Genomic DNA, 21,763 nt, shown 5'->3' on the forward strand with positions numbered 1-21,763 from the left:
AAGCCCTTGGCCAAGCCCTTAGCCTATCCCTTCGCCGATTCTCCTGGCCGAGATAGCGCGGCGCGGGAACGCTATTTGCTGCGCGTGCCGCGTCCCTGCGTTCGAGTCCACCATCAAGGAGGCGATCCAAAGTGAACACGATCATTCAACATCGGTATGCCCTGACCGTGCATCCGGTCCATGCAGTATTCCTTGCGGGGATGCTTCCCTGGTTTCTTGGCGCAGCCCTTGCCGATGCGGCGTATGCGCAGACTTTTGACATCCAGTGGAATAATTTTGCGTCGTGGTTCCTGGTGGGCGGTTTGGTGTTCGGCGCCTTCGCGCTGCTCTTGGCCGTCGTTGATGTGTTCCGGCCGAGCCAGCGCGCGCGCGGAATCATTCCGTATGCCGTGGTCTTGCTGGCGACCTGGGTCGTGGCCGTTTTCAATGCGCTGATACATGCCCGCGACGCCTGGGCAAGCATGCCAACCGGCCTCATTTTGTCGATCGTCGTGGTGGTGCTGGCCTTCGTGGCGGTAGTGCTGGGCTTTCGCACGCCGCACATCAGGGGAGCCGTATGAAAAACCACCGCATGCAATACAACCCCGCTAGCTGGCTTGCCGCTATCCCCTTGGCCGCCATGATGGGCGTGTGCGTCGGGCAGGCCGGCCCGTCGCAGGTGGGGCCCGATCCCACGTTACCCAAGCCCCAACGGGGGCTGCTGCCCGATATGGTCATTGCCAAACCCGCGCCATGGGGCGACAAGACCCCCACCGTGCCCGACGGCTATACGATCACCGCCATCGCCACCGATCTGAAAATCCCACGGCAGACGCTGATCTTGCCCAACGGCGACATCCTGGTGGCCGAGGGCAAGGGTGGCAACGCCCCGAATCTGAAACCCAAAGACGTGATCGCCGGCATCATCAAGGCCCGGGGCACCAGTTCGGTAAAGGGCGGCGACCGCCTGACCTTGCTGCGCGACAGCGACGGCGACGGCAACTATGACGTGTTGACGTTCGCCGAGAACCTGAACGCGCCCTATGGCCTGGCCTTGGTGGACAACAACCTCTACGTCGCCAACCAGGACGCGGTGGTGCGATTCGACTACCAGCCAGGGCAAAGCAAGGCCAGCGGCCCACCCGAAACCGTGACGCCGTTGCCATCGGACATCAACCACCACTGGACAAAGGCCATGACCGCCAGCGCCGATGGCCAGTACCTGTACGTGGGCATCGGCTCCAATAGCAACATCACCGAACGCGGCATGACGGCGGAAGTCGACCGCGCCCGCGTTTGGCGGATCAATGCCCGCACGGGCGAACACAAGTCTTACGCCACCGGGCTGCGCAATCCCACCGCGCTGACCATCCAGCCCGGCACCGACCAATTGTGGGCGGTCGTGAATGAACGCGATGAGATCGGCCCGAACCTGGTTCCCGACTATCTGACTTCCGTGCAGGAAGGCGCCTTCTATGGCTGGCCGTACAGCTACTGGGGGAAAAACGTGGATGAGCGCGTGCGACCCCAAGACCCGGCAAAGGTCGCCACGGCAATCAAGCCCGACTACAGCCTGGGCTCGCACGTGGCGGCGCTGGGTGTCGACTTTTCGAACGAGGCGATGGGCGCGCAGTTTGCCGACGGGGCTTTCGTCGGCGAACACGGAAGCTGGAACCGCAAGGATCCCGTTGGCTACAAGGTGGTCTTCGTGCCGTTTCGCGACGGAAAGCCCTTTGGCGCGCCGGTGGATTTTGTGGCTGGGTTCCGCGATAAAGACGGCACGACACGCGGCCGTCCGGTCGGTGTGACGGTGGATCCCAAGGGCGCGCTGATTGTTGCGGATGATCTGTCGAACACGATCTGGCGCGTCACGCCGACGCAGGCGGCGCAATCGCAGAAGCCGGTTGCGGCGGCGCAGTAGTTGGAGGGCCAGGGCAGGGGCCATGAGACGCGATCCCGCTTCAGCGCGTCTTTGGCCCGTGCTTGCCGATGAGCAGATAAGTGGTCACTGCCTAAATATTTGTAGACGACCGGTCTAATTGTAGGTAAAGTCCCACCTCATGAACTCCGCCGCCTCCCCCCAAGCTACTGACGTCCGCGAAAAGATCCTGGCCACGGGCCAGCGCATCATGGGCGGCAGGGGGTTTTCGGCGGTGGGCCTGAACGAAGTGCTGACGTCCGCAGGCGTGCCGAAGGGCTCGTTCTATCACTACTTCGGATCGAAGGAAGCGTTCGGCGAGGCCTTGCTGGAAAACTACTTCCAGGATTACCTGGCCGACATGGACCGCGTTTTCGGCCAGGCGGGCCAGACCAAAGCGCAGCAACTCGGCAACTACTTCCTGGCCTGGAAAGACAATCAGTCCTTCGAAGACTGCCAGGGCAAGTGCCTGGCGGTGAAGCTGGGCGCCGAGGTCGCTGACCTGTCCGACACGATGCGGGCCGCCCTGAATCGCGGCACATCGGCAATCATCGAACGTCTGGCCAGGGCGATTGCGGCCGGGGTGGAAGAGGGGTCGTTATCGGTAGAGGGCGATTCGACAGCCGTTGCGCAAAGCCTGTACCAGCTTTGGTTAGGGGCGAGCGTGATGGTCAAGATCGTGCGCAACACGCAGCCCTTTGAAAACGCGTTGGGCACGACAACGCAGGTGTTGCACCTCTCTCGCTAAGGCGAAGATTGTTTACGAAGCACGGTTTTGTGGCACGTTTGTTTAGCAAGTTCGAGTAGAAAGTTTGAGTAGCACTTCAGCCAGAAGTGCTTTTTTATCCATCAGGAACTAGACGACCGGTCTAATAGTTTCAATTCATTCATCGACAGGAGCATCACCATGAAAGTCCTCATCGTTCTGACCTCGCACGATCAGCTTGGCAATACCGGCCGCAAAACTGGCTTCTGGCTCGAAGAGCTGGCCGCGCCGTACTACACGTTTAAGGACGCCGGCGCCGACATCGTGCTGGCCTCGCCCCAAGGCGGGCAACCGCCGCTGGACCCGAAAAGCAACGAACCGTCTTTTCAAACTGAATTCACACACCGCTTCGAAGCCGACGCTGCCGCCAACGAACAACTGGCCAACACCGTGCGCCTGGACAGCGTGTCACAAGCCGACTTCGACACCGTGTTTTACCCCGGCGGCCATGGCCCCTTGTGGGATCTTGCCGAAGACGGCAACTCCATTTCCTTGATCGAATCATTCATCGAAGCCGGCAAGCCGGTCGCGCTGGTCTGCCACGCGCCGGGCGTGCTGCGCCACGTGAAGGCCGCCGACGGCCAGCCGCTGGTCGCCGGCAAGCAGGTCACCGGCTTCACAAACACCGAAGAAGACGGCGTCGGCCTCACCGAGGTGGTGCCGTTCCTGGTGGAAGACGAACTGAAGGCGAAGGGCGGGGTGTACTCGAAGGGCCCGGACTGGGGCTCCTATGTCGTCACCGACGGCCTGCTGATCACCGGCCAGAACCCGGCGTCGTCCTTGGAAGCCGCCGCGGTGTTGATGAAGCGGCTTGCTTCGGTCTGAGCCAGCTGCTACTCGGTTGCCCGACTGCCCCTGTCACAAGGGGCGGTCCCCAATCCACTCTGAAAAACGCAACAGATAGCCGTCGGGATCCTGCACCAGAAACTGCCGCACGCCGATTTCGACGTCATCGCTTCGGGCGACAACCCCCACAACTCGACAAGCATCGTATTGACATATCGGGAAATCCAGATATGATGACGCCATGGAATTACTCGACATATTCAAAGCCCTCTCGAACCGTACGCGCCTGGAAATCCTGAAAGGGTTGAAGGACCCGGCGAACAGCTTTCCTCCGCAGGATGAAGGCGATGTTCATACGGTCGGCGTCTGCGTCAGCAGCATTCAAGAGGGCGTCGGGCTGTCGCAGTCAACGGTGTCTGACTACCTTGCCACGCTGCAACGCGCGGGCTTGGTCGAGGCCACGCGCATTGGTCCGTGGACGTATTACAAGCGCAATGAAGCAAACATCAGGGCTCTTGCCGAGATCATCGGGAAAGACCTGTAATTTTTTTACCCCATGATATCGAAATATCCCGATATCCCACTTTACCGATAAGAGGTGATGCAATGAAAGCTGTCGTACTTAAGTCCTTTGGTGGCCCGGAAGCGTTCGAGCTGCGTGATGTGCCCAAGCCCGTGCCGCAAACGGGACAAGTCCTGGTGCGCGTCCACGCCACGTCCATCAATCCCTTGGATTACCAAGTTCGGCGAGGCGACTATCCCGACCTGGTGCCGCTGCCAGCCATTACCGGGCACGACGTATCAGGCGTGATCGAAGCCGTGGGGCCGGGGGTGACGGCATTCGCGCCAGGCGACGAGGTCTGGTACACGCCGCAAATTTTCGACGGACCCGGAAGCTATGCCGAATACCACGTTGCCGCCGAGAGCATTGTCGGCAAGAAGCCGCCGTCGCTAAGCCATCTTGAGGCGGCCAGCTTGACGCTGGTTGGCGGAACGGCGTGGGAAGCGCTGGTGGTGCGCGCGGGGTTGAGAGTGGGCGAGAGCATCTTGATCCACGGCGGCGCGGGTGGGGTTGGCCATGTGGCGATCCAGCTTGCAAAAGCCGTCGGCGCCAGGGTATTCACGACCGCGCGCGAAGCCAATTTCGAGTTCGCACGACGCATGGGCGCCGATGTCGTCATCGACTACGAAAAGGAAGATTATGCCGACGCCGTCATGCGCGAAACCGGCGGCCGTGGCGTCGACGTGGTATTCGACACCATCGGCGGCGACACCTTGTCGCGCAGCGCCGACGTGCTTGCTCAACTGGGCCGCGTGGTCTCGATCGTGGACATTGCGCAGCCCCAGAATCTGCTGCAAGCCTGGGGCAAGAACGCCAGCTATCACTTCGTCTTCACCCGGCAACATCGCGGCAAGCTGGATGAGTTGAGCGCATTGATCGAGCGCGGCCAATTGCGGCCGCATGTGGGCGCCGTCTATCCGCTGGCCGACATTGCGCAGGCCCATGCCAGGCTTGAGACGCCCAACAATGGCCTGCAGGGGAAAATCGCGATTGCCGTCGCGCCGTAAGCCCGCGTGCTTGCCGGCTCAGGGCCAGTTCCGACGCGGGACGACTCGCTTCAGCCTTCGTCCCGCGCCAGGAACCGCTGCGCCAGCCGCACGAAATACGCCGCGCCCAGGGGGATGGCGTCGTCATTGAAGTCGTACGACGGGTTGTGCAAACGGCAAGGCCCCGGGCCGTGCCCGGGCTCTCGGTGCGCACCCGCGCCGTTGCCCAGCAGCACATAACAGCCCGGCCTTTCAGCCAGCATGAACGAGAAGTCCTCGGACCCCATCAGCCGGGCCATGTTGTCCGACACGCGGTCCGCGCCGGCCACTTCGCGCATCACGTCCACCGCAAAGCGGGTCTGCTCCTCGTCGTTCACCAGCGACGGGTAGCAGCGTTCGAACGTCAGCGTGGCCGTGCAGCCGAAGGTGGCGGCGGCGCCGTCGGTGATTTCACCGATGCGCCGTTCGATCATGTCCAAGGTGTCGTCGCGGTGCGTGCGCACTGTGCCGCCCAGCCATGCCTGCTGCGGGATGACGTTGACCGCGTCGCCGCCGTGAATCTGCGTGACGGATAGCACTGCCGGTTCATCGGGTGCGCGGTTGCGCGAGATGACGGTTTGCAGCGCCAAGAGGATGTGGCCCGCGCAGACCAGCGGGTCGACGCTCAACTCGGGCTGCGACGCGTGGGCGCCCTTGCCGGCGATGTCGATACGAAAGCGGTTGCTTGACCCCATGAACGGGCCGGCGCGCACGCCCAGGCTGCCCACGGGCAGGTCGGGCCAGTTATGCAGCGCGAAGACGGCATCGCAGGGAAAGCGTTCGAACAAGCCGTCTTCGATCATGGCACGCGCGCCCGCCTGGCCGCCTTCCTCGGCGGGCTGGAAGATGCAGTGGATGGTGCCGTCGAACTCGGCGTGATGCGCCAGGTACCAGGCGGTGGCCAGCAGGATGGCGGTGTGGCCGTCGTGACCGCAGGCGTGCATGCGGTTGTCGTGCTGAGACTTATGCGCGAACGCATTGGCTTCGGGCATGGCCAGCGCGTCCATGTCGGCGCGCAGGCCAATGCTGCGGCCGGTGCCGCTAGTGCCCCGCGTCAGCGTGCCGACCACGCCGGTCCCGCCGATGCCCGTCGTTACCTGCCAACCCCAGGCGGCCAGCTCGCGCGCCACCAACGAGGCGGTGCGATGTTCTTCAAAGCCGATTTCCGGATGCGCGTGCAGGTCGCGGCGGATGTCGCGAAACGCGGGGTTGGCGCTGATGGTTTTCAGAATGTCTTGAATGTCGCGATGCGGGTTCATTCGGGTCCTTAAGGGTTCAAGGGGCTTGCCGCAACCGGCTCGCTGCAACGGCCTGGCTTCAAGGCTGCGTCGGCAGGTTCAAGGCGCGCAGGGCAGCGACGTCGTCACGGATGCGCGTGTCGAAGCTGGCCTTGTCGTAGGCGCTTGCCGACACCATGCCCATGGACAGCACGCGCTCGCGCACCTCGGGCTTGTCCAGCACGGCCGCTAGCGCGTCGCGCACCCGTTGCAGGCGCTCGGGCGGCACGCCCTTGGGCGCCAGCATGCCAACCCAGCCCACCATTTCCATGCCTTGCACCGTCTTGCTTTCGTTGATGGTTGCCAGGTCAGGGTAGGCCGCCAGGCGTTGGCGGCTGATGACACCCAGCGACTTGATGCGGCCTTGCTGCAAGTGCGGCAGCGCGGTGGGCGGGGCCATGACGGCCATGTCGATCTGGCCGCCCAGCAGGTCGTTGATCAAGGGCGATGCGCCCTTGTACGGCACGTGCAGCATCTTCGTGTCGGTGCGCCGTTGCAGGTCTTCCACCACCACCTGCTGGAACGTGCCTTGCCCCGGGCTGCCGTAGCTCAAGCTTTCGGGGGCGGCGCGCAGCGCCTGCACCACCTCGTCAATATTCGATTGCGGCAAGTCCTTGCGTGCCACCAGGATCAGCGGCGACGTGAATACCAGGGAAACTGGATCGAAATTATCCGTGCCATAGCGCAGGTTGCGATTCAGCAGCGGCTGCAAGACCACGTCGTTGATGCTGCCGGCCAGCAGCGTCGTGCCGTCCGCCTTGGCTTGTGCCACGCGGCCCGCGCCGATGGCGCCGCTGGCACCACCCACGTTCTCGATGACGACCGTCTGGCCCAGCCGTTCGCTCAGTTGCGGGGAAATCGCCCGCATCACGGCGTCGATCGACCCGCCCGCCGGGAAGGGGATGACGATGGTGACCGGCCTGTCGGGCCAGGTTTGCGCCTGGACCGGCGCGGCCGTCGTACCCAATACCAGCGCGGCGGACAGCACCGCGCGCAGGCGCGCACGACGTAGAAAATGCAGCATGTGGAACCCCTTGTGTTGTTGGTGTCAGGCTGCTATTGCGCCTTGAATAGCTATACTTGAATAGTGAAATATCACGCATAGCTATGCTGTTTTGGAATAGATAAGCCCATGTCCATCGCCACGCCCGCAAGCGCCTCGTCCGCCGCAACGCTCTTGAACCGCCTGCTCGCGCGCACGCGGCTGCGCCATTTGCAATTGATCGTGCTGGTGGCCGAACTGGGCAGCGTGCAGCACGCCGCCGCGCAAATCGGCCTGAGCCAGTCGGCCGCCACAAAAATGGTGCTTGAGGTAGAGCGCGTGCTCGAGTCCCGCTTGTTCGAACGACACGCGCGCGGCATGCGGCCCACCTTTGCCTGCCGCGACTTGCTGCCCTTGCTGCGCAACGTCATGAACAGCCTGACGGGCTGCGCCGAAGCACTGGCGGCGGCGGGGGCGGGCTTTGACGGCACCGTGCGCGTGGGCGCGATCACGGCGGGTGTCACCGGCGTAATCAATCCCGCGCTGCCGGCGTTCTTTGCCAGTCAGCCGCAAGTGCGGTTGGAGTTGTTTGAAGATGCGCTGCCCGTGTTGCTGGGGCGCTATGCGGACGGCGAACTGGATTTCCTCGTCACGCGCGAGCCCGCGCAACTGGCGCCGGATTCTCAGTTCCAGGCCTTGCTGGCCGACGTCTGCGTGGTGGCGTCAGGCCCCGGCCACCCGCTGGCAGGGCGCCGCAACCTGCAAGCCGCCGAGCTGCTGCGCTTTCCCTGGGCCAGTCCGCCGCTGGACAGCCAGACCTACCGCGCGTTCGAAGCCTTGTTTGCCACATGCGGCGAATTGCCTGCCCAGCAGCCGCTTAGCACGCGCTCGTTTGCAACCATGGTGCATTACCTGGGCGCCAGCCAGGCCCTGATGATGGGCCCCTTGAGTTTCGTGCGCGAAGGGCTGGAGTCCGGCGCGCTGGTGCGGCTGGACTGCACCCTTGCCGAATCGCTGCCGCCCCTGGGATTGGTCAGCCGTGTCGAAGCCCGCAACCGCAGCGTGGCGGCCTTTCAGGCGCATCTGCTGGATGCGCAGACGGGGGCGTGAAGCTCGGAAAAAACCCGCTGTTGCGGGTTAGGGCACCAGCGAGAACATTGCCGCCGTTACCGGCTGCCCATGCAACTGGAGGCGGTTCCGCGCCTTACCTTCAAATTGTGCGCCGATTTTCCGAGCCAGCTCCTCGCTTGCCGTGTTGCCGTCGGCAATCACGATCTCAACGCGTTGCATTCCCAAGGTGTTGAAGGCATAGGGCAGTATCGCCTGCACCGTGCGCAGCGCCACCCCGCGTCGTTGCGCGGACTGCCGTACCCAGTAGCCCAGATTGCAGAACAGGTGTTGATGATTGATCGAATTCAGGCCCACGCCGCCCATCAGCTTGCCTGACGCTTGCGCGAACACGCCGAATTCGTAGCCTGCCTGGGAACTGCGGCCGCTACGGCACAGCTCAAACCAGTCCAGCGCATTTTGCTCGGAAAACGACGACGTACACCACGGCATCCACGTGCCTACGGTATCGACGGATTCGCGCGCGGCGTTCGCGAACGCTTCGGCGTCGTCATCAAGGAATTCACGGATAACCAGGCCTTCGAAAATGATGGGCTGCATGGATCTGATCTTGAGTCGGGGGCAGGGTGAATACTATCAGGCCGCCCCGCATTGCGAGTAAGGTAACGGAATCAAGGCCTGGCTTGTCCGGCACGTGGGCCTGTGCCATCAGCGGAAACTGAATTCATGAAGATAACTCGTTTAGCACTGCGCCTGGCGCTTGCCACGGCCGCGTGCGCATCGATTACCGCCTGCGCGGGCAGTCAGCCCCAGGCTACCGATATGGACTATAAAAGCCGGCCGCCTTCGTCGGCGCAAGGCAAGAGCAGCAACCCCGGTTCATCAGGCCAACGCTTGACCATACAGTCCGGCGAAGGGGAAAAGTTGAACCTGCCCTGGTTCATCCAGGACACGCAGGATTGGGTTAACAGCAACTGACCTGAATCTCGGTGTCAGATCGACCGTTATCCGTGGCGGGGCCTCGTGTCAGGCGCAAGCTCATTCAATAGGCTCTCGCATCACCAATGCGGAAATGGTGTGGCCCTTCCAGAAAACCTGATGGATCCTCGGTAAAAGATCCCGCAGTTCCGCCGGGGTGCAACGGTTGAATTTAAGCAGCACGGAAGGGCGGGAACCGGTGCTGGGCACTCGTTCAATATGATCGAATGCAGGAAAGCCGTACTTCGTAAGAAATTCCCTGATCTCGTCGTCGGACGTGCTTTCTTCTACATGGTTGATGAGCAAGGCGGCCATGGTGTGTGCTCCTGAATGGTTCAGAAAACTGAAGATCTCGCAGGAAACGCTGTGACGCTGCCACTGACTGTAGCGCCGAATACCGAACCTTGCGTGCGAAATAGCTACCGCTAGCGTGGCGTGATCAGCCTGATCTCATCAATTTGGCTCGCATAACTGGCGCCTTGCAGCAGCAGCACCGTCTGCGGGTTGCCGTTGCGGCGGTCCATCCATTGCGACAAGGTGCCCGGCGTTTTCTTGCGGAACTGAATGTCGTAGTCGGCGGCCGCGTTGTCGTAGGGCAGACGCACATCGATCCAGCTTTCGCCCAGCAGGCGGTTGATGGTGCGGCGGCTATCGCCCACCTTCAGACCCACGATGCTGCCCGCAAACGGCGCGCGCACGCCGATGGCATCCACCTTGCCGTCGAAGCTGAACATCAGTTCAATGCCGCGCTCGGGAAAGTCCAGCTTGGTCTTGCCGGACTTGCCGGCCGGTTCAGGCATGCGCGTGGTGCCGAAGGCGGTTTGCACCTGGGCAATCGTATCGCCCAGCCACACGCCCAGGCCCGTGGTCGTTAGCGCATCGTCACCCGCGCCGGCCGGCTTGTCGCCGAAGCGCTCGCGGTAGGCGGCGGTTTGCACGGCCAGGTTGGCGCGGTCGCGCAGCACGTCGCCGGCCAGCCAGTTCGTCATGAAGTCGCGCATCTGGGCGCCTTGGCAGTCAAAGCGGTCCGACGCATTGCGCGCGGCCAACTTCTGGGCGTTGGCGACGTAGGTCTTGTCTTGTTCGGTCAGCAGCGCCGGGATCTCGTCCAGCACGAAGCGCTTGCCGGGGTTGTTGCACTTCTCGGCATACAGGTTGTACAGCGTGCTGTTGGCGTGGATGCGCGCCAGCGACGTGGTGATGTCATCACGCAGCAGCACCTGGCTGATCGTCGCCGCGCGTTGTTCGGTGCGCGCGCGCATGTCGCGGTCGAGTTCGCTTGCCAGGGATTGCGGACGCGGTTCGCTCGGACCGAAGAGCTGGCTTTGCAATTGCTGGATCGACTGGCCGACATTGACGTTGTAGAGGCCCGCGGACTGGCCGATCTGGAACACGCTCAGCAACGCCGCCACAACGCACAGCACGCTGCGCGCCCACCAGCGCGACGGCTCGCCATACGAGCCGTCGTTCTTCAGCATTTTCACCGCCATGACAAGACCGGCGATGGCCAGGATCAAACCCAGGATATTGAAGCTGGAATCTTGCACCTTGATGCCGTTCACCGAGGCTTGCTGGGTGGTGCCCAGAAATAACCAGAAAGGCAGCATTGCCAATAGCAGGGCGAACAGCGGGCGCCGCAGTCGGTGCCATACGCTGGGAGTGTTCTGACTCATCTCGCAGGGTCTCTCTATTTTGGTTTCGAGGACCCGCATTATTAACTGAATTTGCGCGTCGATAGCGCTAAGATCGAATTGCTTGAATCACTCGGCCGGCTATCGTGCCGGCCGAGAAAATCGCCGCCCACGGGCCGGCGAATACAGCGATACCGGCAAGAGGGGACACCATGACTAGAACTATTCGAGTCTTAATCCTTGCCGCGCTGCCGTTCTTGATCATGACGGCCCCGCTTCTCGCGGCGACGGAGGATCGGCGTCCGGAAGCATCCTCTTCCCTTGAGTTGACGCTTGAAACCGCCCCGGTCGAGATCGATGGCCAAGTGCTGTTCAAGGTGCGCGGGCTGTCGTCTTTTCCGGCTGAGAAGCGCGCCGAGACCATCAGGGAAAGAATCAAGAGCGTGGCGGCCCAGGGCTCGTTTCCCAGCGGCGACCTGCGGGCCGAGGTCGGTGAAAACGGCACGGTTATCACGGCCGGCGTGAACCCCTTGATGCTCGTGACCGACGCGGACGCGCAACTTGAGCAGACCACGCGCGACAGTCTTGCGGCACTGCACCTGTTGCGTATTCAACGCGCCATTGACGATTTTCGACGGGCGCGCGAACCCGATGCGCTGCTGAAGGCAGGGCTGTATAGCGCCGGGGCCACCGTAGTGCTGGCGCTGGGCATTGCCATTCTGCTTGTGCTCAACCGGTGGCTGGACAAGGCGGTGTCCAAGCTGCTGAAGAGCCGCGTCCGTTCGGTCGACATCCAGTCGTTTGAAATCCTGCGCCTGGATACCATCTGGAAAGCGATGCACGGCCTGGTGCTGGCGATAGGCGCGGTGACCATCGTCGTGTCGGTATATGTCTACCTGCAATACGTGCTGGCGCTGTTCCCCTGGACTCGCTCTATCTCGAATGACCTCTTCAATCTGGCCGCGGGCGCCGGCGAAAGGTTGGGTAAATCCCTGGCTGCCGTGATTCCGGATCTGGTCATTCTTGTCCTCATCTTTTACCTGGCTCGGTTTGTCTTGCGGCGCGTCAAGAACTTCTTCGAGGCTGTCGAGCAGAGGCGTGTGGCATTTACCCAGTTCGAGTCGGAATGGGCGCTACCCACCTACAAGCTGGTCCGGGTGTTGATCGTGGCCTTCGCGTTCATCGTCGCGTATCCCTACATACCCGGCTCCGAGACGCCGGCCTTCAAAGGCATTTCCATCTTCATCGGCCTGGTGGTGTCGCTCGGTTCATCAACCGCGATTTCAAATTTCATTGCGGGCTATCTGATGACCTATCGACGGGTTTTCAAGGTAGGCGACCGGGTCAAGGTGGGGGAGGTGATCGGCGAGGTCGTTGCCGTACGCCTGCAAGTGACCCATCTTCGGACCAACAAGAACGAGGAAATCACGATACCGAATTCCCAGATCCTCAATACCGACGTCACCAACTACAGTTCCCTGGCCAGCACCCAGGGATTGATTCTTCACACCACTATCGGCATCGGCTATGCAACCCCCTGGCGGCAGGTCGAAGCGATGTTATGCGAGGCGGCAAAGCGTACGGCGGGCGCCCTCACAGAGCCAGGGCCATTTGTCCTGCTGACCAAGCTGGGCGACTTCGCGGTGACCTATGAACTGAACGTGTACATCCGCGACACGCGAAGAATCGCCAAGACCTATGCCGAATTGCACCGCTGCATTCTGGATGTGTTCAACGAATACGGCGTGCAGATCATGACCCCGGCCTACGAAGGCGACCCCGACCAACCGAAGGTGGTGGCGCCGGAGCAGTGGTACGTGGCTCCGGCGACTCCCACGACTCCTGCGACATCCGCTACTCCCACATCTCCCACGACTTCCACCGCTTCCGACTCCAGCGCCGGGCGTTGATCCACGAATACCACGCACCCGGCGCGTGCGCTAGGGCCGTTGTTTGCCGCCCGACGGCCGAGCCTTGATGGCAGACGGCTTGATCAGCTTGATGCCCCGTGCGGCGTTGTAGCCGTGGATCTCTTTCACATCCAGCTTGCGCATGAACTCGATGGTGTCGGCCTCGATGATCTGGCCGGGCACCATGATGGGAAAGCCGGGGGGATACGGGATGACGAAGTTCGCCGACACCAGCTCAGGGCCGTTGGACAGGCGTTCGTCCAGTGCGGCGGCCGACAGCGGGATGTACTCGCATTCGTCTTCGTTATAGGCCGCGAAGAACGCGGTGCGTATGTCTCCCTCGGACGTGATGCTGGCCGAATTGTCGCGATAGCCGTCGTGAAAGCGGCTGAAGTTCGGCAAGCTGGGAACATCTTCCATCAGGCCACGCACCTTCGCGGCGAACGCCGTTTGTTCGGCTTCACCGCCTTCCTTCAGCCTGGCTTCGATCGACCCGGATATTTCAAGCAGCACCTTGATCAGCGCCGCCACGTCGCTGCGTGTGTTGTTGATATTGCTTTGCAACAGCACGCTGTTGCGCGAGGTCTTGTTCAACTGGATGTTGTAGGTGGACGCCAACAGATTCTTGAACGTCGTGCCGTCGTATCCCGCCGTGCCGCACACCAGCGTCATGCGCGTGGGATCCAGGCAGAATTCATCATTCTTCAGGGCTTGCACCGCCGTCAGCCAGTTCATGCCGGGCGCCAGGTAATCCGAGAACCCAGAAGGGCGAAACTCGTCCGGAATCATCTTGTTGACGCCCAGCACGCTGAAGTACTTCGAGATGATCGGGTGCTTGGCGATTTCACGCCGAATGGCCAGCGCCACCTCGATGGCGCGCATGACCAGCTCGTATCCTTCAAGCTCCATTTGCCGGCGCGCGACATCCAGCGACGCGATGATCTGCGCGTTGGGCGATGTGGACGCATGGATGAACACGGCCTCGTGAAACGCCGAAATGTGGTGCTCGTAGTCTTCATCGCGCACGGCCACCAGCGACCCCTGGCGCAGGCTGGACATGGATTTATGCACGGAATCGGTCTCGTACACGCGCACCCGCATGGTCTTGGGATTCGGCACCAACTGTCGGTCCAGCAAGCGGGCGTCCTTCGGGTCCAGATCTTCTCCCAGTTCCTCGGCCTGCTCGTCCCAGGCTTGCTGGGCGGCAGGATCATCGCGCCACTGCTCCAGGGCCGCCGCCGCGCCCATGCCGGTGCGCGGGCGCAGGAACGGCGACCACCGCGCAAAGCCGAACCACGCTTCGTCCCAAAGAAAGATCAGGTCTGGCTTGATGGCCAGGCATTCCATCATCACCTGGCGGGTGTTGTAGATGTGGCCGTCAAACGTGCAATTGGTCAGCGTCACCATGGCCACCTTGTCCAGCCTTCCTTCGGCCTTCAAGTTCAGCAACGCCTGTTTGACGGTGCGTAGCGGCACCGCGCCGTACATCGAGTACTCGGTCATGGGATAGGCTTCCACATACAGGGGCTGCGCCCCGGACAGCACCATTCCATAGTGGTGAGACTTGTGGCAGTTGCGGTCGACGATGACGATGTCGCCCGGTTTCGTCACCGCCTGATAGACCATCTTGTTCGATGTCGACGTTCCATTGGTGACGAAGTAGACATGGTCCGCGCCCACTGCGCGCGCAAACTTCTCTTGGGCGATCTTGATGTTGCCCGTGGGCTCTAGCATGCTGTCCAGCCCCCCGGTCGTGGCGGATGTCTCGGCCAGGAACAGGTTCAAGCCGTAGAACTCCCCAAAGTCCCGTACCCAATTCGACTTGATGATGGACTTTCCGCGTGCGATGGGTAGCGCGTGGAAGGTGCTGATCGGTCTTAGCGCATAGTGCTTCAGGTTGTCGAAGTAAGGCGTCGTCTGGCGCTCGCGCACGCCTTCCAGAACGCTCAGATGCACCTCGATGGGTTCCTCGGCCTCGTAGAACAGCCGGCGAATCGACGACGCCGCGGGGTCGCCCGCAAGCTGTTCGACCTTGCGGTCCGTCAGCATGTAGATATCCAGTTCCGGCCTGATGTTGGCGATGATGCGGGCCAGCCTGACGCCTATCCCGGCCGGCGCCTTGGTGGTGTCCAGGTGCCGGTAGATGTCCAGGAAGTGCTTCAGCAACGGCACGTCATGCGCCGACGCCATGGTAATGCCGTCATAGATGACGACGGCCTCGATTTTTCCGTTCAGTATCGTGGCCAGGATGGCGTCTTCAAAACTGCCCACCAGCACCGGCTCATACACCAGACCGTCGTCGGCACGGCGCAAGTGACGCAGTTCCTGGCAAATGGCCGCCGAGCGCGAGGCCGACATGGGCGACACCAGCAGCACTTCAAAGTACGGCGGCCGCGCGGCTTGCCCGCCCAAGCCGGGCAGCAGGTGCTCCTGCGCGTCGGACGAGTCATCCGTTGCCTGCCATTCACTGTCCTGGTAACGGTAGCTGCCAGACAGCATGGCGTTGCTCATGCGAAGGATCAGGCGCGCCGTGCCCATCGCGTCGTGTTCCGCAAGGCGTTCCTCCAGGGCGCGCAGCAGATGCGTGCCCGGATAAGCAAAGTAGCTTTCCATGGGCAGCAAATCGGTCAGCGCCTCTTGCACGGCGGCGGCCCCGGCGTGGCCTTTGCCGCCGCGTGCATCGCCCGCCCAGGCTTGCGCCTTTGCATTCATTTCGCGCCACCTGTCCAAACGTGCAGCGGAGTTTGAGAACAGGTGGTCCAGGTGGTGACTGTCATCCGCGTTGCTCGTCATGGCGTTTCCCTTTGATGGCTTTCCCACACGCTTGCCGCGCAGGCGCAACAAGGCGGCGGGGGTGGTTGTCGTTTTCTAAGAAAGAATGATGATGATCACCATGCCCCAGATCGTCAGCAGCGTGTTTCCGACCGCGTAGGTGACGGTGTAGCCCAGCCCCGGCACCTGGCTCTTGGCGGCATCGCACACCATGCCCAGCGCGGCGGTGGTGGTGCGCGAGCCCGCGCAAATCCCCAGGATCAAGGCGGGGTCAAAGCGGAACACGTACTTGGCCAGCAACATGCCGCCTATCAACGGCACGGCCGTTGCAAAGATTCCCCACAGGAACAGGCTGATGCCCAGCTTTTGAAGCCCGGCCACGAAGCCTGGGCCGGCGGATATGCCAACCACCGCGATGAACACGTTCAATCCCACCGAATTCATGAACCACAAGGTGGGCTCGGGAATGCGCCCGAAGGTGGGATGAATCGCCCGGAACCAGCCGAACACAATGCCGGCAATCAGCGCGCCGCCCGCCGTGGAAAGCGTGATGGGAATGCCGCTGACGTTGATCACAATGGCGCCGATCAGCGCGCCCAGGGTGATCGCCAGTGACATGAACGCGACGTCCGTCACGGTGGTCGGCCGGTCGACATAGCCCAGTTGCTTGGCGGTGGCATTGATGTCCTGTGTGCGCCCGACGACCGTGATGACATCACCCCGGAACAACTGCGTCTTGGGCAGTACCGGAATGGGCGTTTCGGTCGGCCCGCGCCGAATGCGTTTCAGGAACACGCCGCGGGCGCCTGGCCACTTGGCCAGCTCTTCGAGCGGCTTGCCGTCCACTTTCTTGTTTGAGACGTAGATGTCCACACCCTCGGTCTTGATGTCCAGAAGCTCGGCATCTTCGACTTCGCGGCCGCTGGGGCCAAGCCGCTCGATCAACTGATTGCGTTTGCCACCAATGGCGACGATATCGCCCGCTTCAATCACCGTGGCCAGATCCACCTCGATGACGGCGCCACCCCGGCGGATTCTTTCCACGAATGCGCGATAGCCCGTTTGCGTGCCGGCCTCGATGTCGCCAATCGTCATGCCGATGAAGGGGCTTTCGGGGGCGACTGAATAGGCCCGCACCTCGAATTCGTACCACTGGGTGGCATCAGCCGCGCCGCCGCCTGCGCCAAGCTTCTGTTCATAGGCTTTGCAGGCCGCCACCAGATCGATCCCCAGCAGCTTTGGTCCGATCTGCGCCAGTATGATCGCCGAGCCCACCGTGCCAAAAATGTAGGTCACGGCATACGCGATGGGCATGGCGTCCAGCAAGGCCTGCGTTTCTTCGGGAGTGCGGCCCAGACGGTTGATCGCGTCCGTCGCCAACCCCATTGATGCAGAGATGGTCTGCGAGCCGGCCAACAACCCCGCGGCCGAACCCAGGTCGTAGCCCGCAATGATCGCCGCGATCGCGGCCGCCCCAAGGGATAGCAGCGCCATCAACACGGCAAAGATCGCCTGGGGCAGGCCGTCCTTGGCAATGCCTCGAACGAACTGGGGGCCGACGCCGTAGCCCACGGCAAACAGGAACATCAGGAAAAAGACGGACTTCACGTTGGGCGAAATCTTCACGCCCAGAATGCCGATCACAATCGCCACCAGCAGGGTGGAGGTGACGGCGCCAAGGCTGAAGCCCTTGAAGCTCTTGCCCCCGATCCAGTAGCCGATCCCCAGCGCCAGGAAAATGGCGATCTCTGGATAGGCTTTCAAGGTTGCAACAAACCAGGTCATGTCCTTCTCCTTTGTGGATACCCGTAATCGGTGACGAAGAAACATGCGAAGTGAGTGGCACGTCGAGGACGGCCGTGTTGAGCACACTATGGATCACGTCGTCATGGCTTTTCGCATTGACTCCGCATCGATGTTGATCCTCGTCAACTATTTGCTTCACCAGACCGGATGGGTCGCGCAACGATCCGGCCAGGCTCAATAAAATGCAGATAAGCAGTCAGGGATAGGCACGCGGTGCCTGGGAGCCAGATGCCATGACCACTATGAAGACAATCCCGCCTAATGAGTACGTCAAGCTTGTAAACAGCCTGAATGGGAAGGCGAATCCGGGCTGCAACGGGCTGTTGGTTACCTACACGATCAGCGGGGCGAACCTGGACCAGCGCACACACCTGAACATTCCTCGCGACGCATGGGCTGAGTCGGCGTCTTCAATGCTTAAGCTCCGGCGCCGAGGAATATTCTGTTTTCCTATCCTTGCGCCGCTTGACGAGCCCCGCCCATTTCGGCCATATCGCCGCAGTACTCTGACTAGAACTTCTGTGGAACTTGCCTGATCGTGTGGGTGGGCTCGCGGTAGCCTTGCGGCTTTTGCCGCTTTGGCAACGTCACTTTTGCCCTGGGCAGCGCCTTATACGGAATGCTCTGCAGGATATGGCTGATGATGTTCAAGCGCACCCGCTTCTTGTTATTGGAATCCGCAATAAACCAGGGAGCCAAACCCGTATCCGTTGCCGCGAACATGTCGTCGCGCGCACGAGAATAGTCATACCAATGGCTGTACGAATCCAGATCCAGTTTGGATAGCTTCCAGATCTTGCGCTCGTCGTGGATGCGGGCTTGAAGCCGCCGCGTTTGTTCTTCCTCGCTGACTTCCAGCCAGTACTTGAGCAGGATGACGCCAGACTCAGTGATGGCGCGCTCCACCAGCGGCACCGCCTTCAAGAAAGACTTGGCCTCTTCCTTGGTGCAAAAACCCAGCACTCGTTCCACCCCGGCGCGGTTGTACCAGCTGCGGTCAAAAATCACGATCTCGCCGGCGGCGGGCAAGAGGGGCAGGTACCGTTGCATATACATCTGGGTCTTCTCGCGATCCGTGGGCGACGGCAGCGCGATCACACGGAAGACGCGCGGGCTGACGCGCTGGGTAATGGCCTTGATCGTGCCCCCTTTTCCGGCGCCATCGCGTCCTTCAAACAGAATGCACACCTTGGCGCCCGTGTGAACGACCCATTGCTGAAGTTTGACCAGTTCGACGTGAAGCCGCGCCAATTCTTCTTCATATCGTTTACCCGATAACGCAGGCTTTTCAGGCGTGCCGTCTTTCTCTGCATCCTGCTTCTTAGCCGTGTTCTTTTCAGCCATATTTTTCTTAGCCATGATTTCACTCCTCAACCCGTTGTGCGAGTCCAATGGGAAGCATCAATGTGACCAGTGCGGGCGTCCGGCGTTGATTGTGAACGTAGTTAAAGCCTTACGTCCATGATGATTCCGGCGAAAAGCTGTAAGGAACGAAATCGGGCGTGCCCGGCTTTATTGCTGATGCAGCCGGTGCCGCGTCTGGGACGGCGTTTCCAGGAATAATCTGCGGTAGTGGGCCGCCGCATACGTTGAATACGCATACCCATGCTGAAGAAAACAATCTGCCACGGTCATTCGCGGGTCGCGGTTTTTAGCAAGATCCAAATAGACGTCATGCAGCTTGCGCAGGCACAGATAATGCCCCGGGCCCATGCCGAAACACGCCAGGAAAAAGTCACGCAAGCTGCGTTCGCTGATTCTCAGGGCTTTGCAAAGGTCGTTGACATGCGCGGTGGCGTTTTGCTCGCGAAAAACCGTCAGGGCGGATTCACAGAGCTTGGACATGGATATCGAAGGGCGTCCCCGGCACCTTTCAACCGGGGTGCGGGAAGCGATCAGGTCAAGCAAGCGCTGCTCGATCAGGCGGCGACCAATTTCCGGCGGACACGACGGCGCCATGGATGTGATGGCGGCATCACGCAAGGCCGCCACCTGCAAATAGTCGGTATGCAGCATGCTTTCCGCGTCGGCCCAGCGCCGCAGGGTCTGTGCCGTCAAGCCGCTGCCCAGAAACAAGTCCGAACCAAGCGGCAGGGCAATCATGATCCACTCATTGGGCCCCGCCGCCCGAAAGGCGTAGCCCCTGGACGGCGCCAAAATGCCGACGGAATCCTGAGTAAAAGGCAGGCCGTTCAACCAGGTTGGACTTGAAGGCGGTTGCGACAACAGCAATGTCAGATGCGTGGGACGGCCGGTCGCTTCGCATAAGTTCGGCGCTGGCGCCACGCCACGTTGAACGTCGATTCCACACACATCAAGATGGCCGATACGCCATTCGTTACCGCCAGGCCCCAGTAGGAATACCCGGGCATGCGCCGCCAGGATCGCTTGCGCATACGAATCAAACGACTCTAAATGATGAAGATTCATATCTTCCTCTGGGCGCTGTAACTAACGGTATTTTGCCGAAATTAGCATGGACTTTGCGAGCAGTCAGTAGCAACAATGCAATTCACGTTCGCGCGATATTCGCGGCCGTCAGTGCCGATTATGAAAGGGTACGACGGTAATTACCCCGCGCGGACCTTGCATGAGCATCCTGATAAAAAGACTACCCCGGTGACGAGCTGAATGCAGCGTTTTCATTGGGGAAAGGGGCGCTATATGTTTCTTCCGACATTGCGGTCTCGACTCGTCGCCGTCTTGACCAGCGCGACGACACTCATTCCCATGAAGGCACACGCCGTATCAGCACATCTGGAAGACTCGATCGCCGATGTGCTCGTCTGGTTCGTGCTCGTTCTGGTGCCGATACTGGCCATCTGGATATTCTGGAAGCTCCACGTCCTGCCGGAAGTCATCGCCGAGAAACGGCATCATCCCCAAGCTGACGCCATCAAGGCGCTGTGCCTGATGTCCCTGGTTTTCGGTGGGATGCTGTGGCCGTTTGCCTGGCTGTGGGCGTATACGAAGCCGGTGGGGTACCGGCTGGCTTACGGCCGAGACAAGCATGATCACTATTACCAGGAGATAAGCGCCACGGAAGACAACACGGCGACCGCGAACAAACCAGGAAGCGACAACAGTCCACAAAGGGAAGTCCGACGGGAAGCACGGCCCGGTCCCGAAACCGCTAGTTGACGAGGGGTTGCAATGCTTGAGCTCATTGCCGTCGTCTATGGGCTGGTGGTTTGGCTTGTCTTCATCAAGCTGAAGCTGCTCCCGTGGAATATCCAATCGCAGGTTGGCGTGGTTGCCGTGGGCGCGGCCGGCTTGGTGGCGCTTGTGCTGACGATCAATGTCGTCACGCCCTCATCGTCAGAGGCGCGGGTGATCAACTATGTGGTTGAAATCATCCCCAGGGTGACCGGGCGCGTGGTGGAAATTCCCGTGGAAGGAAATCGGCTGATCAAAAAAGGCGACGTATTGCTGCGCCTGGACGCCGAGCCTTATCAACTGAAAGTCAGGCAGCTTGAAGCCAAGCTTATCGATGCGCAAGCGTCCCAGCAGTCGCTGGACCGCGACCTCGCGGCGGCGCAATCGATGACCGCAGCCGCCCTGGCCCAAGTGGAATTGACCCGTATGCGTTTGCGCCAAAGCACCGCCCTGGCGGCGCGAGGGGCGGGTAGCCAATACGATGTGCAGAGTTTTCAAAGTGAATTGAAGGTGCGGATCGCCAACTGGGAAGCAGCGCGCGAGGCGGAACAAAAGGTTCGGCTGAACGTATCTGCCGTTGTGGACGGCGACCAGGTTGCGGTGGCGCAGGTCAAGGCCGAACTGGATACCGCGAAATGGGAACTGGCGCAGACCACGCTCTACGCGCCTGCCGATGGGTACGCCATCAACTTGCAGGCGCGTGTGGGTTCCTACGCCGCCGCGATACCGCTACGCCCCATCATGTCGTTCGTCGAGACCACACAGCAGGTGATCGCCTTCTTCGATCAGAATCAACTCACAAAGGTAAAGCCCGGCAACGAAGTGGAGGTGTCGCTACGCACCGTCCCCGGCCACGTCTTCAAAGGCAAGGTGGATTCGATTGTCTGGGCAACGTCGCAGGGCCAATTCCAGGCATCTGGCGCGCTGCCCGGCACCACCTCCGAAGGCGGTCACGCCGCCGCGCCCATGCAGTTCGCGGTGCGCATTGACCTTGAAACGCCGCAAGACATGGCTCTGGCAATGGGCGCTCGCGGCCGGGCCGCCATCTACACAGACAGCCTGGGGATGCTGCACATGGTGCGCAAGGTGATCGTCCGCGTTTCCGCAAAGCTCGACTATCTGGTCCTTAAGCTTCATTGACGGGGGC

Annotated in this window: 20 protein-coding genes; 11 read left to right on the forward strand and 9 right to left on the reverse strand. The window is 61.3% G+C overall.

Annotated features, from left to right (window positions below):
• Window positions 1-131: 131 nt before the first annotated feature.
• The 6 genes from M2361_RS05720 to M2361_RS05745 all read left to right on the forward strand — a co-directional run bounded on the left by M2361_RS05720 (window position 132) and on the right by M2361_RS05745 (window position 5,018).
• Window positions 132-560 carry a DUF2231 domain-containing protein gene (locus tag M2361_RS05720; RefSeq protein WP_259246821.1) on the forward strand — a complete coding sequence of 143 codons (429 nt, stop codon included), beginning with the start codon at window positions 132-134 and terminating at the stop codon, window positions 558-560.
• Window positions 557-1,900: a sorbosone dehydrogenase family protein gene (locus tag M2361_RS05725; protein ID WP_259246822.1), complete on the forward strand. Its 1,344-nt coding sequence runs from the start codon at window positions 557-559 to the stop codon at window positions 1,898-1,900. Before M2361_RS05720 ends, M2361_RS05725 begins: the two co-directional genes overlap by 4 nt.
• Window positions 1,901-2,039: 139 nt before the next feature.
• Window positions 2,040-2,645, forward strand: coding sequence for a TetR/AcrR family transcriptional regulator (locus tag M2361_RS05730; protein WP_259246823.1), 606 nt, complete (start codon window positions 2,040-2,042; stop codon window positions 2,643-2,645).
• Window positions 2,646-2,804: 159 nt separating this feature from the next.
• Complete coding sequence (locus M2361_RS05735; RefSeq protein WP_259246825.1) at window positions 2,805-3,488, forward strand: type 1 glutamine amidotransferase domain-containing protein; 684 nt, start codon at window positions 2,805-2,807, stop codon at window positions 3,486-3,488.
• A 202-nt stretch (window positions 3,489-3,690) separates the two neighbouring features.
• On the forward strand, window positions 3,691-3,993 hold the full coding sequence (locus tag M2361_RS05740; protein WP_259246827.1) for a helix-turn-helix transcriptional regulator: 303 nt from the start codon (window positions 3,691-3,693) through the stop codon (window positions 3,991-3,993).
• Window positions 3,994-4,055: 62 nt separating this feature from the next.
• Window positions 4,056-5,018 carry a zinc-dependent alcohol dehydrogenase family protein gene (locus M2361_RS05745; protein WP_259246828.1) on the forward strand — a complete coding sequence of 321 codons (963 nt, stop codon included), beginning with the start codon at window positions 4,056-4,058 and terminating at the stop codon, window positions 5,016-5,018.
• A gap of 50 nt (window positions 5,019-5,068) precedes the next feature.
• Here M2361_RS05745 and M2361_RS05750 read toward each other — a convergent pair whose 3' ends face one another.
• Window positions 5,069-6,295: a M20 aminoacylase family protein gene (locus M2361_RS05750; protein WP_259246830.1), complete on the reverse strand. Its 1,227-nt coding sequence runs from the start codon at window positions 6,293-6,295 to the stop codon at window positions 5,069-5,071.
• 58 nt (window positions 6,296-6,353) lie between these two features.
• Window positions 6,354-7,337, reverse strand: coding sequence for a tripartite tricarboxylate transporter substrate binding protein (locus tag M2361_RS05755; protein WP_259246832.1), 984 nt, complete (start codon window positions 7,335-7,337; stop codon window positions 6,354-6,356).
• Window positions 7,338-7,445: 108 nt separating this feature from the next.
• On the opposite strand from M2361_RS05755, the gene M2361_RS05760 reads away from it, so the two are divergent.
• On the forward strand, window positions 7,446-8,405 hold the full coding sequence (locus tag M2361_RS05760) for a LysR family transcriptional regulator (RefSeq protein WP_259246834.1): 960 nt from the start codon (window positions 7,446-7,448) through the stop codon (window positions 8,403-8,405).
• A gap of 27 nt (window positions 8,406-8,432) precedes the next feature.
• Here M2361_RS05760 and M2361_RS05765 read toward each other — a convergent pair whose 3' ends face one another.
• Window positions 8,433-8,963, reverse strand: coding sequence for a GNAT family N-acetyltransferase (locus M2361_RS05765; protein WP_259246836.1), 531 nt, complete (start codon window positions 8,961-8,963; stop codon window positions 8,433-8,435).
• A 126-nt stretch (window positions 8,964-9,089) separates the two neighbouring features.
• On the opposite strand from M2361_RS05765, the gene M2361_RS05770 reads away from it, so the two are divergent.
• Window positions 9,090-9,341, forward strand: coding sequence for a hypothetical protein (locus tag M2361_RS05770; RefSeq protein ID WP_111886249.1), 252 nt, complete (start codon window positions 9,090-9,092; stop codon window positions 9,339-9,341).
• Between the two features lie 60 nt (window positions 9,342-9,401).
• Here the strand turns inward: M2361_RS05770 and M2361_RS05775 are convergent, their stop codons facing one another.
• Together M2361_RS05775 and M2361_RS05780 are read right to left on the reverse strand one after the other, a co-directional pair.
• On the reverse strand, window positions 9,402-9,656 hold the full coding sequence (locus M2361_RS05775) for an RNA-binding protein (RefSeq protein ID WP_259246841.1): 255 nt from the start codon (window positions 9,654-9,656) through the stop codon (window positions 9,402-9,404).
• Between the two features lie 110 nt (window positions 9,657-9,766).
• Window positions 9,767-11,014, reverse strand: a complete 1,248-nt coding sequence (locus M2361_RS05780) for a hypothetical protein (RefSeq protein ID WP_259246843.1) — start codon at window positions 11,012-11,014, stop codon at window positions 9,767-9,769.
• A 170-nt stretch (window positions 11,015-11,184) separates the two neighbouring features.
• Between M2361_RS05780 and M2361_RS05785 the strand changes: the two genes are divergently transcribed.
• Window positions 11,185-12,882 (forward strand): mechanosensitive ion channel family protein, encoded by a 1,698-nt coding sequence (locus tag M2361_RS05785; protein ID WP_259246845.1) that lies wholly within the window; start codon window positions 11,185-11,187, stop codon window positions 12,880-12,882.
• A gap of 30 nt (window positions 12,883-12,912) precedes the next feature.
• Here M2361_RS05785 and M2361_RS05790 read toward each other — a convergent pair whose 3' ends face one another.
• From M2361_RS05790 to M2361_RS05805, 4 genes are all read right to left on the reverse strand, one after another.
• On the reverse strand, window positions 12,913-15,675 hold the full coding sequence (locus M2361_RS05790; protein WP_259246853.1) for a decarboxylase: 2,763 nt from the start codon (window positions 15,673-15,675) through the stop codon (window positions 12,913-12,915).
• Window positions 15,676-15,750: 75 nt separating this feature from the next.
• Window positions 15,751-17,439, reverse strand: a complete 1,689-nt coding sequence (gene aspT, locus M2361_RS05795) for an aspartate-alanine antiporter (protein WP_259246855.1) — start codon at window positions 17,437-17,439, stop codon at window positions 15,751-15,753.
• 531 nt (window positions 17,440-17,970) lie between these two features.
• A complete protein-coding gene (gene ppk2, locus M2361_RS05800; protein WP_259246856.1) occupies window positions 17,971-18,819 on the reverse strand; it encodes a polyphosphate kinase 2 in 849 nt (282 codons plus the stop codon).
• A gap of 153 nt (window positions 18,820-18,972) precedes the next feature.
• Window positions 18,973-19,890 carry a helix-turn-helix domain-containing protein gene (locus M2361_RS05805; protein WP_259246857.1) on the reverse strand — a complete coding sequence of 306 codons (918 nt, stop codon included), beginning with the start codon at window positions 19,888-19,890 and terminating at the stop codon, window positions 18,973-18,975.
• Between the two features lie 300 nt (window positions 19,891-20,190).
• Between M2361_RS05805 and M2361_RS05810 the strand changes: the two genes are divergently transcribed.
• Window positions 20,191-20,601 (forward strand): DUF3302 domain-containing protein, encoded by a 411-nt coding sequence (locus M2361_RS05810; RefSeq protein ID WP_259246858.1) that lies wholly within the window; start codon window positions 20,191-20,193, stop codon window positions 20,599-20,601.
• Between the two features lie 144 nt (window positions 20,602-20,745).
• The gene (locus M2361_RS05815; protein ID WP_259246859.1) at window positions 20,746-21,756 is read left to right on the forward strand and encodes an HlyD family secretion protein; all 1,011 of its coding nucleotides are present in this window, start codon (window positions 20,746-20,748) and stop codon (window positions 21,754-21,756) included.
• Window positions 21,757-21,763 lie beyond the last annotated feature (7 nt).

Origin of the sequence: Achromobacter sp. JUb104, from assembly GCF_024806975.1 — a bacterium.
In the GTDB taxonomy this organism is placed as follows: Bacteria; Pseudomonadota; Gammaproteobacteria; order Burkholderiales; family Burkholderiaceae_B; genus Achromobacter; species Achromobacter spanius.

Excerpts from the sequence above, each read along its gene's own strand:
- M2361_RS05725 (WP_259246822.1), top strand. The coding sequence starts at position 557 with ATGAAAAACCACCGCATGCAATACAACCCCGCTAGCTGGCTTGCCGCT.
- M2361_RS05730 (WP_259246823.1), top strand. The coding sequence starts at position 2,040 with ATGAACTCCGCCGCCTCCCCCCAAGCTACTGACGTCCGCGAAAAGATC.
- M2361_RS05735 (WP_259246825.1), top strand. The coding sequence starts at position 2,805 with ATGAAAGTCCTCATCGTTCTGACCTCGCACGATCAGCTTGGCAATACC.
- M2361_RS05740 (WP_259246827.1), top strand. The coding sequence starts at position 3,691 with ATGGAATTACTCGACATATTCAAAGCCCTCTCGAACCGTACGCGCCTG.
- M2361_RS05745 (WP_259246828.1), top strand. The coding sequence starts at position 4,056 with ATGAAAGCTGTCGTACTTAAGTCCTTTGGTGGCCCGGAAGCGTTCGAG.
- M2361_RS05750 (WP_259246830.1), bottom strand. The coding sequence starts at position 6,295 with ATGAACCCGCATCGCGACATTCAAGACATTCTGAAAACCATCAGCGCC.
- M2361_RS05755 (WP_259246832.1), bottom strand. The coding sequence starts at position 7,337 with ATGCTGCATTTTCTACGTCGTGCGCGCCTGCGCGCGGTGCTGTCCGCC.
- M2361_RS05760 (WP_259246834.1), top strand. The coding sequence starts at position 7,446 with ATGTCCATCGCCACGCCCGCAAGCGCCTCGTCCGCCGCAACGCTCTTG.
- M2361_RS05765 (WP_259246836.1), bottom strand. The coding sequence starts at position 8,963 with ATGCAGCCCATCATTTTCGAAGGCCTGGTTATCCGTGAATTCCTTGAT.
- M2361_RS05770 (WP_111886249.1), top strand. The coding sequence starts at position 9,090 with ATGAAGATAACTCGTTTAGCACTGCGCCTGGCGCTTGCCACGGCCGCG.
- M2361_RS05775 (WP_259246841.1), bottom strand. The coding sequence starts at position 9,656 with ATGGCCGCCTTGCTCATCAACCATGTAGAAGAAAGCACGTCCGACGAC.
- M2361_RS05780 (WP_259246843.1), bottom strand. The coding sequence starts at position 11,014 with ATGAGTCAGAACACTCCCAGCGTATGGCACCGACTGCGGCGCCCGCTG.
- M2361_RS05785 (WP_259246845.1), top strand. The coding sequence starts at position 11,185 with ATGACTAGAACTATTCGAGTCTTAATCCTTGCCGCGCTGCCGTTCTTG.
- M2361_RS05790 (WP_259246853.1), bottom strand. The coding sequence starts at position 15,675 with ATGACGAGCAACGCGGATGACAGTCACCACCTGGACCACCTGTTCTCA.
- aspT (WP_259246855.1), bottom strand. The coding sequence starts at position 17,439 with ATGACCTGGTTTGTTGCAACCTTGAAAGCCTATCCAGAGATCGCCATT.
- ppk2 (WP_259246856.1), bottom strand. The coding sequence starts at position 18,819 with ATGGCTAAGAAAAATATGGCTGAAAAGAACACGGCTAAGAAGCAGGAT.
- M2361_RS05805 (WP_259246857.1), bottom strand. The coding sequence starts at position 19,890 with ATGAATCTTCATCATTTAGAGTCGTTTGATTCGTATGCGCAAGCGATC.
- M2361_RS05810 (WP_259246858.1), top strand. The coding sequence starts at position 20,191 with ATGAAGGCACACGCCGTATCAGCACATCTGGAAGACTCGATCGCCGAT.